Consider the following 16,011-nt stretch of genomic DNA (forward strand, 5'->3'; position numbering starts at 1 on the left):
ATAGTTTGCCCATCCCCTCCAGGATGTGAAACGGAACTGCAATGGCCGATGTTCTCGCCGCACCGCAGCAAGGCAAGGCGGACAGCGCGCTGCGCACGCTGACGGGAATCTCGATCGCGCATTGGGTCAGCCATTTCCATATGCTGGTCCTGCCGATGCTGTTTCCGTTCCTGAAGGAGAAACTCGGGGTCGGCTATATCGAGCTCGGCTTTGCGCTGACGGTGTTCGCGGTCGTGTCCGGCCTGACGCAGGCGCCGACCGGCTATCTCGTCGATCATTTTGGCGCGCGGAAGCTCCTGCTGGGCGGCCTTACGCTCGGTGGCCTCGCGCTGATCCTGCTCGGCCTGCATCTCAGCTATGCCTCGCTGATCGCCTGCGCGGTGCTGCTCGGGCTCGCCAACAGCGTCTATCACCCCGCCGACTACGCCATCCTGGCCGAGCACATGGACGAAGCGCGGATGGGCCGCGCCTTCTCGGTCCACACCTTTGCCGGCTATCTCGGCGGCGCGGTGGCGCCGGCGATCGTTGCTGCGCTGGTCATGGTGTCCGGTGGTACCGGCGCGCTGATCGCCTCGGGCGTGATCGCCATCCTGGTGGCACTGCTGCTGGTAGCCATGAGCATCCCCGAAGCCGGCGCGCACAAGAAGAAGTCGGGCAACGCGGCCGTGCCGAAGCAAGCCGTGATCACGCCGGCGCTGATCATGCTCACTATGCTGTTCACGCTACTCAGCCTGTCGGTCGCCGGCATCAACAATTTCGGCGTGGTGGCGCTGATGAGCGGCTATGGCGCGTCCTATTCGATCGCCAATGTCGCGCTCACCGCGTTCCTCGGCGCCAGCGCCGCCGGCGTGCTCGCGGGCGGCTTCCTCGCCGATTACACCGAGCATCACGGCTATGTCGCCGCCGCCTGCTTTGCCGCGAATGCAGCGATCGTGCTGCTGATCGCGCTGGTCACGCTGCCCGGCTGGGCCTTGACCGCGACGATGGCGACCGCGGGCTTCCTCTCCGGCGTGATCGCGCCGTCGCGCGACATGCTGGTGCGCAACGCCGCGCCGCCCGGCGCCGCCGGGCGCGCCTTCGGCATCGTCTCCACCGGCTTCAATCTCGGCGGCATCGTCTCACCGCTGCTGTTCGGCTGGATCATGGACCAGAGCGCACCGCACTGGGTGTTCGGGGCGTCCGTGATCTTCATGCTGGCGACGGTGGTGCTGTCGCCGTTCACGGAACGGAAGCCGGCCAAGGCGTAGCCAAGAATTCAATTGTCGTCCCTGCGAACGCAGGGACCCATAACCACAAGGAGCGGTTGAAGCGCGAAGCTGGACACTCCGAGTCGTCGCAAAACATCTCCCTGTGGTTATCGCGACGAGCGCAGCGCTCGCGCGGGGGTCCCGGATCGGCGCTCCGCTTCGCTGTGCCTGTCCGGGACGACGAGCCGATAAAGCAAAACACAACAAAACAAAACGGGAAGAAACACCATGAGCACCCCTGATCTCGTGATCCGCGGCGGCACTGTCGCGGATGGAAACGGCGGCGAGCTGTTCGAGGCTGACGTCGCCGTCACCAGTGGCAGGATCAGCGAGGTCGGCAAGGTCTCCGCCAAGGGCCGCGAAGAGATCGACGCGCGCGGCAAGCTGGTGACGCCGGGCTTCGTCGACGTCCACACCCATTACGATGGCCAGGTCACCTGGAGCCAGGACATCACGCCGTCCTCGCAGAACGGCGTCACCACCGCGATCATGGGCAATTGCGGCGTCGGCTTCGCGCCGTGCAAGCCCGCCGATCACACCCGGCTGATCCAGTTGATGGAAGGCGTCGAGGACATTCCGGAGCCGGTCTTGAGCGCCGGCATTCCGTGGGCCTGGGAGAGCTTTCCGGATTACATGGACTGGCTCAGCAAGCGCGATTTCGACATCGACGTCGGCGCGCAGCTGCCGCATGCCGCGCTGCGGGTCTATGTCATGGGCGAGCGCGGCGCCCGCCGCGATCCCTCGACCGCGGAAGACAACGCGGCGATGGCGAAGCTCGCGGGCGAGGCGGTGCGCTCCGGCGCGCTCGGCTTCTCGACCTCGCGCACGCTCAACCACCGCACCTCGACCGGCGATTTCACGCCGACCTTGAAGGCCGGCGAGGACGAGCTGACCGCAATCGCCGACGCGATGCACCGGCAGGGGCGCAGCGTGCTGCAATTCGTACTGGATCTCTCCACCATCCACGAAGATTTGCCGATGATGCTGCGGGTGGCGGACAGCACAAAGTGCCCGATCTCGTTCTCGATCACGCAGAACGACAAATCGCCCAATCGCTGGCGCCAGACGCTGGATGAGATCAATGCGGCGGCGAAACGCGGCCTCTCCATCACCGCGCAGATCGCTGCGCGCCCAGTCGGCCTGCTGCTCGGGCTCGAGCTGTCGCGCAATCCGTTCCAGACCCATCCGAGCTACAAGGCGATCGCGCATCTGCCTCTGCAGGAGCGGCTGGCGCGGCTGCACCAGAGCGAGGTGCGCAGGGCGATCCTGAGCGAGACGGCGACGTCGACCGACGATCCGCTGTTCTTCCGTCCGAACTACGACAAGATGTTCTTGCTCGGCGATCCCCCCGATTACGAGCAGCCGCCGGAGAACGCGCTGGGGCCGCAGGCGCGGAGGCAGGGCCGCCAGCCTGAGGAGCTCGCCTATGATGCGATGCTGTCGGACGAGGGCCGCGGCATGCTCTACGTGCCGTTTCTCAACTATTCCGACGGCAATCTCGATGCGACGCGCGAGATGCTGACCGATCCGCAATCGGTGCCGGGCCTGTCCGACGGCGGCGCGCATTGCGGCATCATCTGCGATGCCAGCTTCCCGACTTATCTGCTGACGCACTGGACGCGCGACCGCAAGCGCGGCGAGAAGCTGACGATCCCGTTCGTAGTCGCCGCGCAGTCGCGCAAGACCGCGCTCTCGGTCGGCCTCACCGACCGCGGGCTGATTGCGCCCGGCTACAAGGCCGACGTCAACGTGATCGACTACGACCGGCTGCACCTGCATCCCCCGAAGGTGCATTACGACCTGCCGGTCGGCGGGCGGCGGCTGTTGCAGGATGTCGACGGCTATGAGGCGACGATCGTGTCGGGCGTAGTGACGCGGCGGCACGGCGAGGCAACGGGGCAGAGGCCGGGCAAGCTCGTTCGTGGTGCGCAGGGAATGAATTAGGCGACGGCTGTGGCTGAGGCGCGAAAGCCGCGCCTCACTCTCGGTGTCGTCCCCGCGAAGGCGGAGGACCCATACGCCGCAGCAATAGTTTTGCGACGAGCGGAGTTACGGCCTTCCGCCAAACAACTCCCTGTGGTTATCGCGACGAGCGCAAGCGCTCGCGCGGAGGTCCCGGGCTCGCGCGGAGCCTGTCATCGGGCCGCGCTTCGCGCGGACCCGTTGGCGCGCCCCGGGACGACTGTTGTGTTTGGGGTTGGCAGCGTCCCCTTACGTCGGCGAGACCGCGCCCTTCAGCGGGGCGGGCTGCGCCGGCGCACCACCCGTGAGCCTCGCGCGCTCCGTGTTCGGCCAGAGCAACAACAGGCCGAGCAGGCCGGAGCCGACCATGACGGCGGCGTTGATGCTGAAGCCGGTCATGTAGCCGTCGAGCATGCTGCCGGCGCGCTGGATCACGGTGCCCATCACGTTCGGCGCGATGATGCCCGAGAGTGTGTAGAGCGCGCCGTAGATCGCGAGGATGGCGCCGCGCTGCGACACCGGCGTGAACTCGCCGAGCATGGGCGGGCAGACGACATAGATCGCGCCGCACAGGCCGGTGCCGACCACGAGCGCGGTGATCTGGAGGCCCGCGCCCTGAACATGCGGCATCATCGCCAGGATCAGCCCGCCGATCACCAGCGGCACCGAGCCGAGCACGCCGCGGGCGACGCGGGTGTTGTAGCCGCGCGCCATCATCACCTGCGAGATCCACCCGGTCAGGATCACGATGGTGGCACCGAACACCCAGGGCAGGATCGAGATGAAGCCGGCCTGGCTTTGCGAGAAGCCGAGCCCCTTGACGATGAAGGGCGTGAACCAGGTGAGGCCGAGCGACAGCGCCCAGTAAGCGCCGAAGGTCGCCGCGACGCAGCCGATGAAGGTGCGCGAGGTGAGAAGCTGCAAATAGGGGATCGCCGGCTCGGTCGCGGCCGCGACCTGCGTGCTCTCGAGCGGGCCCTCCTTGCCGAGCGCGAGCCAGGCCGCAACCCAGATCAAGCCGACGACGCCAAGGGCGCCGAAGGCATAGTGCCAGGAGTGATTGACGATGACCCAGTTCAGCGCCGGCACCGCGAGGATGACGCCGAAGGCCGAGCCTTGCGACAGGATCGCGGTCGGCAGCGTGCGCTTCTCGTCGGGGAACCATTTGTAGATCGCGTGCGCCGCGACCGAGAACGCCGGTCCTTCGCCCGCGCCGAGCACGATGCGGCAGATCAAGAGCGTGGTGAAGGAGACGGTGCCGACCATCGGAAACTGCGCCAGCGCCCAGATCACCGCCAGCGTCAGCAGCACCCAGCGCGTCGGCACCTTGTTGACGATGAAGCCGACCACGATCGCCGAGATCGAGAACAGGAAGAAGAACGAGGAGCCGAGCAGGCCGAATTGCTCGGCGCTGAGCTTCATGTCGGTCATGATCGGCACGCCGGCGAGGCCGACGACGATCTTGTCGGCGAAGTTTACCAGCATGAAGAGAAAGAGCAGAAACGTGACGGTCCAGGCGCCCTTCGGCGTTTCTTTGGACGTCCCTGCCGTCGTACCCGCCGCGGACGGCATTCCCTGAGCGCTCATGATTCTCCCCGTCTGTGTTTTGGCACTTTTTTGATTTGGCCTTCACGAAGCTAACAACGGCTTCGGGAGCAACGCAACCCCGGCATTTCCCCACCAAGTGTGCTACGCAACATTTCCGTTAATTCCGCCCGGCGCCATTCATCGTGCTGACGATCCGAAATCTCTCCAAGACCTTCGCCTCGGCCGGCGAGCCGGTTCACGTGCTGCGCGGCGTCGATCTCGACCTTAAGGCCGGCGAGCGCGTGGCGCTCACCGGCGAATCCGGCAGCGGCAAGAGCACGCTGCTGCACCTGATCGCCGGCCTCGATGCCGCCGACAGCGGCTCGATCCGGCTGCAGGATACCGAAGTCACCAAGCTCTCCGACGCCGGGCGCGCAGAGCTGCGGCGCGACCGCATTGGCCTCGTGTTCCAGCAATTCAACCTGATCCCGTCTCTCTCGGTCGCGGACAATCTCGCCTTCCAGGCACGGATCGCCGGCCGGCAGGATGCGGCCTGGACCAAGGAGCTGGTCGAGCGGCTCGGGCTCGGCAATTTCCTCAGGCGTTATCCAGAGCAACTATCAGGCGGCCAGCAGCAGCGGGTCGCGATCGGCCGGGCGCTCGCGACAAAGCCCTCGCTGCTGCTCGCGGACGAGCCGACCGGCAATTTGGACGAAGACACCGCCGACGACGTGCTGGCGCTGACGCGCGACCTCGTCGCGCGCACCGGCTGCGGCTTCCTGATGGTGACGCACAGCCTGCACCTCGCCGGCACGCTCGATCGCCACGTCACCCTGCATGCGGGACGGATCGCATGAAGCGCGCGCTGTGGATCCTCGCCGTGCTGCTGAGCCATTGGCGGCGTCACAAGATGCAGTTCGCAACGCTCCTGATCGGGCTGATCGCGGCGACGGCGTTGTGGAGCGGCGTGCAGGCGATCAACCAGCAGGCCCGCAACGCCTACGACCGCGCCGCGGCGACCTTCGGCGGCGTGCGCACCGCCATGCTGGTGGCGCCGAATGCGGCGACGTTTTCGCAAGACCTGTTCGTCAAGCTCCGCCGCGCCGGATGGCCGGTCTCGCCGGTGCTGGAAGGACGCGTGCAGGTCAACGGACGCTCGGTGCGGCTGCTCGGCATCGAGCCGGTGACGATGCCGGCCGATGTCGGCAATGCGCCGCGCCTTGGTGCCTCGGATTTGAGCAGCTTCGTTGCCCCGCCCGGCCAGACGCTGGCGGCGCGGGAGACGCTGAACGATTTGCAGGAGCAGGAGGGCGCGGCGCCGCCGATCAGCAGCGGCGCAAAGCTGCCGCCGCTGCGCGTGCTGCCGCAGCTCGTGCCCGACGTGCTGGTGGTCGACATCGGCGTGGCGCAGCGACTCCTCAACAAGCCGGACCAGGTCTCGCGGCTCCTCATCGGCAAGCCGAAGGGCAAGCCGGCGCCGCTGCAAGACGTCGTCGGCGATCAGCTGCAACGCATCGAGCCGAATGCGGAGACCGAGCTCGAGCGCCTCACCGACAGTTTCCATCTCAACCTCACCGCCTTCGGCCTGCTGTCGTTCTTCGTCGGCCTCTTCATCGTCAATTCGGCCGTGGGCCTTGCCTTCGAGCAGCGGCTGCCGATGCTGCGCACCTTACGGGCCTGCGGCGCCTCGGCGCGGCTGGTCAACACGGTGCTGGTGATCGAGCTGGTGGCGCTGGCGCTGGTCGCGGGGCTGATCGGGCTCGTCTGCGGCTATTTCATCGCGGCGGCGCTGCTGCCGGATGTGGCGGCATCGCTGCGCGGACTCTATGGGGCGCAGATCCCGGGGCAACTCGCATTGCGGCCCGAATGGTGGTTCGCCGGGATCGGCATCAGCATTGCGGGCGCGCTGGTGGCGGCGGCGACCAGCCTGATCAAGGCGATCAGGATGCCGGTGCTGGCGACGGCGCAGCCGCGCGCCTGGCAGCAACGGCAGCGGCGCTGGCTGGTGCTGCAGAGCCTTGCCGCCTGCGCCGTGTTCGCCGTCGCGCTGCTGCTGCTCCATTACGGCGTGTCGCTGATTGCGGGATTCGGCGTGCTGGCAGCACTGATGCTCGGCGCCGCACTGATCCTGCCGGCCTTCCTCGAAATCATCCTGCTCATCGGCCAGCGCTGGTCGCGCGGACCGCTGTCGCTGTGGTTCTGGGCCGATAGCCGGCAGCAACTCTCGGGACTGTCGCTGGCGCTGATGGCGTTGCTGCTCGCGCTCGCCGTCAATGTCGGCGTTTCCACCATGGTGGAAACCTTCAGCCGCACCTTCATCGGCTGGCTCAACGGGCGGCTCGCCGCCGACGTCTACATCAGCGCCGCCGACAACGCCCAAGGCGTTGCGATCCGCAACTGGCTGAGGGAGCGCAGCGATGTGCAGGCGATCCTGTCGGGCGGACGCGCCGAGACGCAGGTGCAGGGCCAGCCGGTTGAATTGTTCGGCCTACCCGACCATGCGCTCTATCGCGAGCGCTGGCCGCTGCTGGAGACCGCGCCGCGCGCCTGGACCCAGCTCGTGCCGGGCAACGCCGCCTTCATCAGCGAGCAATTGAGCCGCCGCCTCAACGTCCGCGTCGGCGACGTCATCGAGGTGCCGGCGCCGGGCGGCACCTGGGAGCTCGACATCGTCGGCATCTATGCCGATTACGGCAATCCCAAGGGCCAGCTCGCGGTGAATGTCGCGGCGCTGATCCGGCATTTTCCGCAGACGCCGCAGACCCGGATCGGCCTGATCGTCGCGAAGGACAATATTGCCGGCCTGATCGCGGCCTTGCAGAAGCAGTTCGCGCTCGACGACCGCAGCGTCGCCGACCAGGCGACGGTGAAGGCGGAATCGATCCGCATCTTCAATCGCACCTTTGCGGTGACGTCGGCGCTGAACGCTTTCACGCTCGGCGTGGCCGGCATTGCGCTCTTGACCAGCCTGCTGACGCTGGCGAATTCACGTCTGCCGCAGCTCGCGCCGCTGTGGGCGATCGGCATCACCCGGCCGCGCCTTGCCGCGATCGAATTGACCAAGACGCTGTCGGTCGCACTGTTCACCTCGCTGTTGGCCGTACCGCTCGGGCTGCTGGTGGCGTGGTGCCTGATCGCGATCGTCAACGTGAAGGCGTTCGGCTGGCGGCTGCCGTTCCATGTGTTTCCGCTGCAACTGGTCGAGCTGGTCGCGGTGGCGCTGCTGGCCTCACTGCTTGCTGCGCTGCTGCCGATGCTGCGACTGGCGCGGATGCAGCCGGCGAGCCTCGTCAAGGTGTTTGCCAATGAGCGCTGATCGGATCTCTCGGCGCGCCTTTGCCGGCGGCATCGCCGCGCTCGCGCTGGCGCGCCGCGCCAGCGCGCAAGGCTATGCCGGGCTCGGCGAGACCGCCGACGGTTATGCCAAGGTCACGCCGGGAAAGGCCTTTGCTTTCCCCGCCGATCACGGGCCGCATCCGGAGTTTCGTATCGAGTGGTGGTATCTCACGGCGAATCTCGTCGACAGCAGCGGCGCGGCCTGCGGGTTGCAATGGACGCTGTTTCGCCAGGCCGCGCAGCCGGGTCCGCAGGGCGAAGGCTGGGCCAATCAGCAGATCTGGATGGCGCATGCCGCGGTGACGCGTGCGGACACGCACCGCTTCAGCGAGGTCTTCTCGCGCGGCGGAATCGGGCAGGCCGGTGTCGATGCAAAACCGTTTGCAGCCTGGATCGATGACTGGGAGATGAAAGGTCTTGAAAAGACCGACGATCGCACCTTGGCGCCGCTCTCGCTGAAGGCCTCGGGCACCGACTTCAGCTACGCGCTGACGCTGGAGGCCGATCGTCCGGTGGTGCTGCAGGGCGATCACGGCTACAGCCGCAAGTCCGAGCGCGGACAGGCCTCGTACTATTACAGCCAGCCGTTCTATCGTGCGCGCGGCACGCTCACCATCGACGACAGGCCGGTCGACGTCTCGGGCCAGGCCTGGATGGACCGCGAATGGAGCAGCCAGCCGCTCGATGCTGACCAGACCGGGTGGGACTGGCTGTCGCTGCATCTGTCATCCGGCGACAAGCTGATGCTGTACCGGCTGCGCCAGAAAGACGGCAAGGATTATCCGTTCGGCAACTGGATCAATGCTGCCGGCGACACACAGATGATTGCGGGTGGTGATATCCAGATGACACCGAAGGCAATCACTGAAGTCGCGGGCCGCAAGCTGCCGGTGGAATGGCAGATCGCGATCCCCTCGCGCTCGTTCTCGATCCTCTGCAAGCCGCTCAATCCCAGGGCATGGATGCGGACCGGCTTCTCCTATTGGGAGGGACCGCTCAGCTTTGCCGGCACGCATGACGGCGTTGGCTATCTCGAGCTGACCGGATATTGAAGCGCGATCTGCCTGGATTCTAAAGCGTGATGAGATTGGGACGAATCGTCATCGCGCTTTAGGTTGTTGTTCGAGCATGATCTTTCGGAAAACCGCTGCACACTTTTCCGGATCATGCTCTAGATTTGACGCGTTTTCTTTACGCGAACCGGTATCCACTTCGCTGGAAAACGCTCTGGGGAAATTCGCGATGTATCATCTCACCGCCCTCGTCACGCTGCTGGCGATCGCATTCTATCTCTTCACCTGCATCAACGTCTCGCGCTCGCGCACAAAAACCGGCGTCAAGGTGCCGGCGATGTCGGGCCATCCGGATTTCGAGCGCGCCTTCCGCATCCAGATGAACACGCTGGAATGGATGCCGGTCTTCCTGCCGGCGCTCTGGCTGTTCGCGATCTATATCGGCGATGCCATTGCGGCAGGAATCGGTGCGGTGTGGATCATCGGCCGTATCGTCTATTTCATCGGCTATTCGCAGGCCGCCGCAAAACGCGGCCCGGGTTTCGCGATCCAGGCGCTGGCCGCGATCGCGCTGTGGGCGGGCGCGCTGGGCGCGGTGGTGTTGCGGATGGTGTGAAGCGGGCTGCGCCATAAATTCCGCCGTCGTCCCGGACAAGCGCAGCGAAGCGGAGCGCCGATCCGGGACCCCCGCGCGAGCGCTGCGCTCGTCGCGATACCCACAGGGAGTTGTTTTGCGAAGACTCGGAGTGGGCATCTCGCGCCACACTTCTGCCTGGGGTTATGGGTCCCCGCTCCCGTGCGCAATTGCGCACTAGGCGGGGACGACACCGAGGGTGTAGCGCGAGCGTTGGCTCACTTCGTCAGCGGACAGCCGCTGTCCTTGGCGGTGAAGAACGCCTTGTCGCCGGGGACGGTGGCGAGCAGCTTGTAATAGTCCCAAGGCTTCTTCGATTCCGAGGGCTTCTTGACCTCGAACAGATACATGTCGTGGACCATGCGACCGTTCTCGAGCACCTTGCCGCCTTGCGCGAAATCGTCGTTGACCGGCAGCTCCTTCAGCTTCTTGGAAACGGCCTCCGGGTCCTTGGTGCCGGCGGCCTTGACCGCCTTGAGATAGCTCAGCGTCGCCGAATAGGTACCAGCGTGGATCATGCTCGGCATTCGGCCGGTGCGCTTGAGGAAGCGTTCGCCGAGATTGCGGGTCTTGTCGTTGAGATCCCAGTAATAGCCCTCGGTCAGCACCAGGCCTTGCGCGGCCTGGAGGCCGAGGCCGTTCACCTCGGCGAGCGTCATCAACAGGCCGGCGAGCTTCTGGCCGCCCGAGACGATGCCGAACTCGGATGCCTGCTTGATCGAATTGGTGGTGTCGAGGCCGGCATTGGCGAGGCCGACGATCTTCGCCTTCGAGCTCTGCGCCTGCAGCAGGAACGACGAGAAGTCTGAGGAGTTGAGCGGCACGCGCACCGAGCCGACCACCTTGCCGCCATTGGCGGTGACGATCTCGCTGGTGTCCTTCTCCAGCGCATAGCCGAAGGCGTAGTCCGCAGTGAGGAAGAACCAGGTGTCGCCGCCGGCCTTGGTCAGCGCACCGCCGGTGCCGACGCCGAGCGCGCGGGTGTCATAGGCCCAGTGGAAGCCGTAGGGCTGGCAGGCATCGCCGGTGAGGCGCGAGGTCGCGGCGCCGACGACGATGTCGACCTTCTTCTTTTCCTTGGAAAGCTCGTGGATCGCGAGCGCGACCGAGGAGGTCGTCAGCTCCGTGATCATGTCGACATTCTCGACATCGTACCAGCGCCGCGCGATCGAGGTCGCAAGGTCAGGCTTGTTCTGGTGGTCGGCGGTGACGAGCTCGATCTTCTGGCCCAGCACCTCGCCGCCAAAATCCTCGATCGCCATCTTGGCGGCTTCGACCGACCATTTGCCGCCGTAATCGGCATAGACGCCGGACTGATCGTTGAGAATGCCGATCTTGACGCCTTGCGCGGAGGCCGGCGCCGCCAGCAGCAGGGCCGACATTGCGACGGCGGCCAAAAGGGATGATTTCATGAGTTAGCTCCCAGCAGTGTTCTGTTTTGAAATCGCGCGGATAGTAGTGAAGAACCCCGGCCCTGCCCATCCATTTCATGTTGGTCGTTAGTATGGGCAGCTGTGCGCCAAACAATCGCTGTCGTCCCGGACGAGCGAAGCGAAGATCCGGGACCCATAACCACAGGGCGTGGTTTGACGAAGGCTCGTGGTTACCCCCTTCGCGCCACCACTTCTCCCTGGGGGTATGGGTCCCCGCTTTCGCGAGGACGACAGCGAGGGTGAGGGGACGCCGGTGGCCGCCACTCGCACTTAAGAAGCCGCCACCTCCGGCTTCTTGTCGCGCCGCCCTTCGGCCAGGTTCCGCACCACCACGTAGAAGATCGGCGTGAACAGAAGCCCGAACAGGGTGACGCCGATCATGCCGAAGAACACGGCGACGCCGACCGCCTGTCGCATCTCCGAGCCGGAGCCGGACGAGATCACCAGCGGCAGGACGCCGAGAATGAAGGCGAAGGACGTCATCAGGATCGGCCGCAAACGCAGGCGGCAGGCCTCGATCACCGCCTCCAGCCGCGGCTTGCCTTCGTTCTCGATGTCGCGCGCGAACTCGACGATCAGGATCGCGTTCTTTGCAGCTAAGCCTACCAGCACCACGAAGCCGATCTGGGTGAGGATGTTGACGTCCTGTCCCATGATGCGCACGCCGATGGTGGCAGCTAGCAGGCACATCGGCACGATCAGGATCACCGCGAATGGAAGCGTCCAGCTGCCATATTGCGCGGCGAGCACGAGATAGACGAACAGCACGCAGATCGGGAACACGTAGAGGCCGGCATTGCCGCCGGTGATCTGCTGATAGGACAGGTCGGTCCATTCGAAGGAGAAGCCGCTCGGCAGCGTGTCGTCGGCGAGCTTCTTGATGGTGTTGAGCGCGGTGGTCGAGCTGACGCCCGGCGCCGGCTCGCCCTGCAGTTCGGAGGCCGCATAGAGATTGTAGCGCGCGACGCGGTCAGGGCCCGAGACGTCCTTGAACTCGACCACGCTGCCGAGCATCACCATGTCGCCGGAGGCGTTGCGCGTGCGCAGCCGCGCGAGATCGCTGGCTTCCTTCCGGAACGGGAAGTCCGCCTGCGCCGTGACGTGATAGGTGCGGCCGAACAGGTTGAAGTCGTTGACATAGGTCGATCCGAAATAGGTCTGGATCGTGTCGTTGATGTTCGAGATGGGAACGCCGAGCTTCTGCGCCTTGGTGCGGTCGATGTCGACGAAGAGCTGCGGCGTATTCGCCGTGAACGGCGAGAACACCGTGGGGCCGAGCAGCAACGGCGATTTGCGCGCCGCGGCGACAAGCTCGTCAGTGGCTGCGGCGAGCAGCTCCGGCCCGCGGCCCTGGCGGTCCTGGATGCGGATGGTGAAGCCGCCGCCGGTGCCGATGCCGGGCACGGCCGGCGGCGGAATGACGATGATGAACGCGCCCTGGAGCGCGGCGAGCCGCTTGCGCAGCTCGGCCGTGATGGCGCTCGCCGTCAGCCCCTTCTTCAGCCGCGCCTCGGGCTCGTCAAACACCGGAAACAGCGCGGCCGCGTTGCCCTGCTGCGTGCGCGTTGCACCCGAGAAGCCGGCGAAGGCGGCGACGCGAATGATGCCCGGCGTGTCGAGCGCGATCCGCTCGATCTCGCGCACGATCTCGGTCGTGCGCGCCAGCGACGCCGCGCCCGGCAACTGCACGGAGACGATGATGTAACCGCGGTCCTGGGCGGGAATAAAGCCCTGCGGCGTCGTTCCGATCAGCCAGCCGGCGCTGCCGATCAGCACGACATAGATCAGCAGCATCACCACGGAGTGCCGGATCACGAAATTGGCGAGGCCGGCATAGCCGTGCGAGAGCCGGTCGAACAGGCGATTGAAGACGCCAGTGAAGGCATTCCATCCGCGCGCGATGACGTTCCAGGCGGCAGGCGGTCGCTTCTCCTCGTGCGGAGTGAGGATCAGCGAGGCAAGCGCCGGCGACAGCGTCAGCGAGCAGAAGCAGGAGATCGCGGTCGCGACCGCGATGGTGACGGCGAATTGCTGGAAGAATTGACCGGAAATTCCGCCCAGGAACGCGGTCGGGACGAACACCGCGCAGAGCACCAATGCGATCGAGACCAGTGCGCCACCGACCTCCTCCATGGTTTTCAGCGCGGCATCGCGCCGGCTCAAGCCGTGCTCGAGATGCCGCTCGACGTTCTCGACCACCACGATGGCGTCGTCGACCACGATGCCGACCGCGAGCACCAGGCCGAACAGGGTGAGGTTGTTGATGGAGAAGCCGAGCGCCGCCATCACCGCGAAGGTGCCGACCAGCGAAACGGGAATCGCGATGATCGGAATGATCGCAGGCCGCCAGCCCTGCAGAAACACCAGCACGACGACGACCACGAGCAGCATGGCCTCGTAGATGGTCTTGATCAGCTCGTGGACGGACTGCGCAATGAACTCGGTCGGGTTATAGCCGATATTGTAGTCGAGACCCCTGGGGAAGCTCTCCTTGAGCTTCGTCATGGTGTCGGAGATACCCTTGGCGGTCGCAAGCGCGTTCGATCCGGGCCGCTGGGTCACCAGCATGCCGACCGCCGATTTCCGCAAGAGGAAGCTGTTGGTGCTGTAGGCCAGCGCACCCAGCTCGATGCGGGCGACGTCGCGCAGACGCACGACGCGGCCATCCGAGCCGGCCTTGATCAGGATGTCCTCGAACTGCCTCGGGTCCTTCAGGCGTCCCGTGAAGGTGAGGTTCGGCTGGAAAGCGCGGTCGGTGATCGGCGGCTCGGCGATCTGGCCGCCCGCGATCTGGATGTTCTGCGCGCGGATCGCCGCGATCACCTCGGTCGAGGTCAGGCCGAGATTGGCGATGCGGTCGGGATCAAGCCACAACCTCATTGAGTAGTCGCGCGCGCCAAAGATCTGGATGTCGCCGACGCCGTCGAGGCGCAGCAGCTGGTCGCGGACCTGGAGCAGCGCGTAGTTGGAGATGTAGAGCTGGTCGAACGTGTCGTCCGGCGACAGCATGAACACGACCATCAGGATGTCGGGCGAGTTCTTGCGCGTGGTGACACCGTTGCGCTGGACCTCTTCAGGCAGCCGCGGCTGCGCGATCGCGACGCGGTTCTGTACCAGCACCTGGGCCTTGTCGAGATCGGTGCCGAGCTTGAAGGTGACGGTGATGGTGAGCTGGCCGTTCGAGGTCGCCTGGCTGTAGAGATACAGCATGTCCTCGACGCCGTTGATCTCCTGCTCGATGGGAGCGGCGACCGTGTCGGACACGGTCTGCGCGGAGGCGCCGGGATATTGCGTGGTGACGACGACGGTCGGCGGCACCACTTGCGGATATTCGGAGACCGGCAGCGTGGTGTAGGCGATCGCGCCGACGATCAGCAGCACGATCGACAGCACCATCGCGAGGATGGGCTGGTTGATGGAGAGACGGCCAAGATTCATGACTTGCCACCGGCCGGCGCTTGAGCAGTCTGCGGGGCGACCTTGGCGCCGACGCGGGCGCGCTGGATGCCGTTGACGATGACGCGATCATCGGGCTTCAGCCCTTCTCGGATCACGCGCAGGCCCTCGTCGAGCGGACCGAGCACCACAGCGCGCGCCTCGACGGTGTCGTCAGGCTTGACCACGAACACGATCTTGCGGGACTGGTCGGTCGCGACCGCAGCGTCCGGAATCAGCAGCGCCTCATAGGGCGCGCTGCCGATCAGGCGAACGCGACCGAACTGGCCGGGCAGGATCGACAGATCGGTGTTCTTGACCACGGCGCGGCTGCGCAGCGTGCCGGTGGAGACATCGAGGCGGTTGTCGAGGAAGTTGATGGAACCGTCGTGCGACGGCTTGGTCTCGCCGGCGAGCGTCACCTGCACGGGGTTCGCGGTCTCGCGCGAGCTCGGGCGCTTACCCTCGAACCACAGCTTGCTGTATTTGATGAAGGTCGCTTCATCCATGTCGAAATAGACGTAGATCGGGTCGAGCGCAACGATCGAGGTGAGCAGCGTCGAGGTGCCGGTGTCGCTGCCCTGCACGAGATTGCCGGGGCTGACGAGGTGGCGGCTGACGCGACCGGTGAGCGGCGCGGTCACATGCGTGAACTCGATGTTGAGCCGGGCGGCCTTCAGCGCGCCCGCCGCCTGCGTCTCCGCCGCGTGCGCGGCCTGCAGGGCTTGGCGGCGCTGGTCGACGACCTGCTCGGAGACCGCGCTGGTCTGGACCAGATTCAGACCGCGGTCGAGCTCGCGCTTGGCCAGCTCCACCTTGGCGCGCGCATCGGACAGCTGGCCGTCAGCCTGCTCAGCCACCGCCTCGAACGGACGCGGGTCGATCACGTAGAGCAGATCGCCCTGGTGCACGATGGCGCCGTCCTGGAATTCGACCGAGTTGACGAAGCCGCCGACGCGCGGGCGCACCTGCACCTCCTCGATCGCCTCGAAGCGGCCGGTGAACTCGTCCCAATCGGTGACGGTGCGCTTGACCGGCTGGGCCACGGTCACCGGCGCGGGCGGCGGCGCGGCGGCCTGCGAAGTCGGCTGCCCGCAACCAGCGAGAGCGAAGGAAGCGGCGAGGAGGCCCGCGATTGTGTAATGCCGCATCTGAACGAAATCGTGCTTTTTGACAAGTTGCTCGCTTCCGTCCGGTCCAGTCATCCCAGGTCCTCGCATCAAAAGCCGCGGAAAAAGCAGGGTACGCGCCTGCTCGCGGGCGACACAAGATGGGCGGCAATGATGAACACTTCAAGACCAATGCGCGTGCAATGGTGCAACGCATGGCCTGACCGGATGGCGGATTGACAGGGAGTGGGTCGGCCGCGCACGCGGCGCCTTCTTCGCCTTTCCCCGCGTGCGGGGAGAGGCCGGAGCGCATCG

General features: G+C 65.8%; 10 protein-coding genes. 6 read left to right on the forward strand and 4 right to left on the reverse strand.

Features of this window, described 5'->3' with window-relative positions; all coding sequences use genetic code 11:
- Nucleotides 1–41 precede the first annotated feature (41 nt).
- Nucleotides 42–1,247, forward strand: a complete 1,206-nt coding sequence (locus tag AAFG16_RS45620) for an MFS transporter (RefSeq protein WP_342735786.1) — start codon at nt 42–44, stop codon at nt 1,245–1,247.
- 228 nt (nt 1,248–1,475) lie between these two features.
- Nucleotides 1,476–3,191 carry an amidohydrolase family protein gene (locus AAFG16_RS45625; protein ID WP_342735788.1) on the forward strand — a complete coding sequence of 572 codons (1,716 nt, stop codon included), beginning with the start codon at nt 1,476–1,478 and terminating at the stop codon, nt 3,189–3,191.
- 267 nt (nt 3,192–3,458) lie between these two features.
- Here the strand turns inward: AAFG16_RS45625 and AAFG16_RS45630 are convergent, their stop codons facing one another.
- Complete coding sequence (locus AAFG16_RS45630; RefSeq protein WP_342735790.1) at nt 3,459–4,796, reverse strand: MFS transporter; 1,338 nt, start codon at nt 4,794–4,796, stop codon at nt 3,459–3,461.
- A gap of 143 nt (nt 4,797–4,939) precedes the next feature.
- On the opposite strand from AAFG16_RS45630, the gene AAFG16_RS45635 reads away from it, so the two are divergent.
- The 4 genes from AAFG16_RS45635 (at nt 4,940) to AAFG16_RS45650 (ending at nt 9,701) form a co-directional block, all read left to right on the forward strand.
- Nucleotides 4,940–5,593: an ABC transporter ATP-binding protein gene (locus AAFG16_RS45635; RefSeq protein ID WP_342735792.1), complete on the forward strand. Its 654-nt coding sequence runs from the start codon at nt 4,940–4,942 to the stop codon at nt 5,591–5,593.
- On the forward strand, nt 5,590–8,052 hold the full coding sequence (locus tag AAFG16_RS45640; RefSeq protein ID WP_342735794.1) for an ABC transporter permease: 2,463 nt from the start codon (nt 5,590–5,592) through the stop codon (nt 8,050–8,052). Before AAFG16_RS45635 ends, AAFG16_RS45640 begins: the two co-directional genes overlap by 4 nt.
- Complete coding sequence (locus AAFG16_RS45645) at nt 8,042–9,124, forward strand: lipocalin-like domain-containing protein (RefSeq protein ID WP_342735796.1); 1,083 nt, start codon at nt 8,042–8,044, stop codon at nt 9,122–9,124. The genes AAFG16_RS45640 and AAFG16_RS45645 overlap by 11 nt, the downstream gene beginning before the upstream one ends.
- Before the next feature lie 190 nt (nt 9,125–9,314).
- Complete coding sequence (locus AAFG16_RS45650) at nt 9,315–9,701, forward strand: MAPEG family protein (protein ID WP_283082693.1); 387 nt, start codon at nt 9,315–9,317, stop codon at nt 9,699–9,701.
- A 236-nt stretch (nt 9,702–9,937) separates the two neighbouring features.
- On the opposite strand, the gene AAFG16_RS45655 is transcribed toward AAFG16_RS45650, so the two are convergent.
- From AAFG16_RS45655 to AAFG16_RS45665, 3 genes are all read right to left on the reverse strand, one after another.
- The gene (locus AAFG16_RS45655; protein ID WP_283082694.1) at nt 9,938–11,131 is read right to left on the reverse strand and encodes an ABC transporter substrate-binding protein; all 1,194 of its coding nucleotides are present in this window, start codon (nt 11,129–11,131) and stop codon (nt 9,938–9,940) included.
- Nucleotides 11,132–11,422: 291 nt separating this feature from the next.
- Nucleotides 11,423–14,590, reverse strand: coding sequence for a multidrug efflux RND transporter permease subunit (locus AAFG16_RS45660; RefSeq protein WP_283082695.1), 3,168 nt, complete (start codon nt 14,588–14,590; stop codon nt 11,423–11,425).
- Nucleotides 14,587–15,792 (reverse strand): efflux RND transporter periplasmic adaptor subunit, encoded by a 1,206-nt coding sequence (locus tag AAFG16_RS45665; protein ID WP_283082696.1) that lies wholly within the window; start codon nt 15,790–15,792, stop codon nt 14,587–14,589. Before AAFG16_RS45665 ends, AAFG16_RS45660 begins: the two co-directional genes overlap by 4 nt.
- Nucleotides 15,793–16,011: the final 219 nt, after the last annotated feature.

This window comes from Bradyrhizobium sp. B117, from assembly GCF_038969555.1.
In the GTDB taxonomy this organism is placed as follows: Bacteria; Pseudomonadota; Alphaproteobacteria; order Rhizobiales; family Xanthobacteraceae; genus Bradyrhizobium.

Coding starts and splice junctions, on each gene's coding strand:
- AAFG16_RS45620 (WP_342735786.1), top strand. CDS start 42: ATGGCCGATGTTCTCGCCGCACCGCAGCAAGGCAAGGCGGACAGCGCG.
- AAFG16_RS45625 (WP_342735788.1), top strand. CDS start 1,476: ATGAGCACCCCTGATCTCGTGATCCGCGGCGGCACTGTCGCGGATGGA.
- AAFG16_RS45630 (WP_342735790.1), bottom strand. CDS start 4,796: ATGAGCGCTCAGGGAATGCCGTCCGCGGCGGGTACGACGGCAGGGACG.
- AAFG16_RS45640 (WP_342735794.1), top strand. CDS start 5,590: ATGAAGCGCGCGCTGTGGATCCTCGCCGTGCTGCTGAGCCATTGGCGG.
- AAFG16_RS45645 (WP_342735796.1), top strand. CDS start 8,042: ATGAGCGCTGATCGGATCTCTCGGCGCGCCTTTGCCGGCGGCATCGCC.
- AAFG16_RS45650 (WP_283082693.1), top strand. CDS start 9,315: ATGTATCATCTCACCGCCCTCGTCACGCTGCTGGCGATCGCATTCTAT.
- AAFG16_RS45655 (WP_283082694.1), bottom strand. CDS start 11,131: ATGAAATCATCCCTTTTGGCCGCCGTCGCAATGTCGGCCCTGCTGCTG.
- AAFG16_RS45660 (WP_283082695.1), bottom strand. CDS start 14,590: ATGAATCTTGGCCGTCTCTCCATCAACCAGCCCATCCTCGCGATGGTG.
- AAFG16_RS45665 (WP_283082696.1), bottom strand. CDS start 15,792: ATGACTGGACCGGACGGAAGCGAGCAACTTGTCAAAAAGCACGATTTC.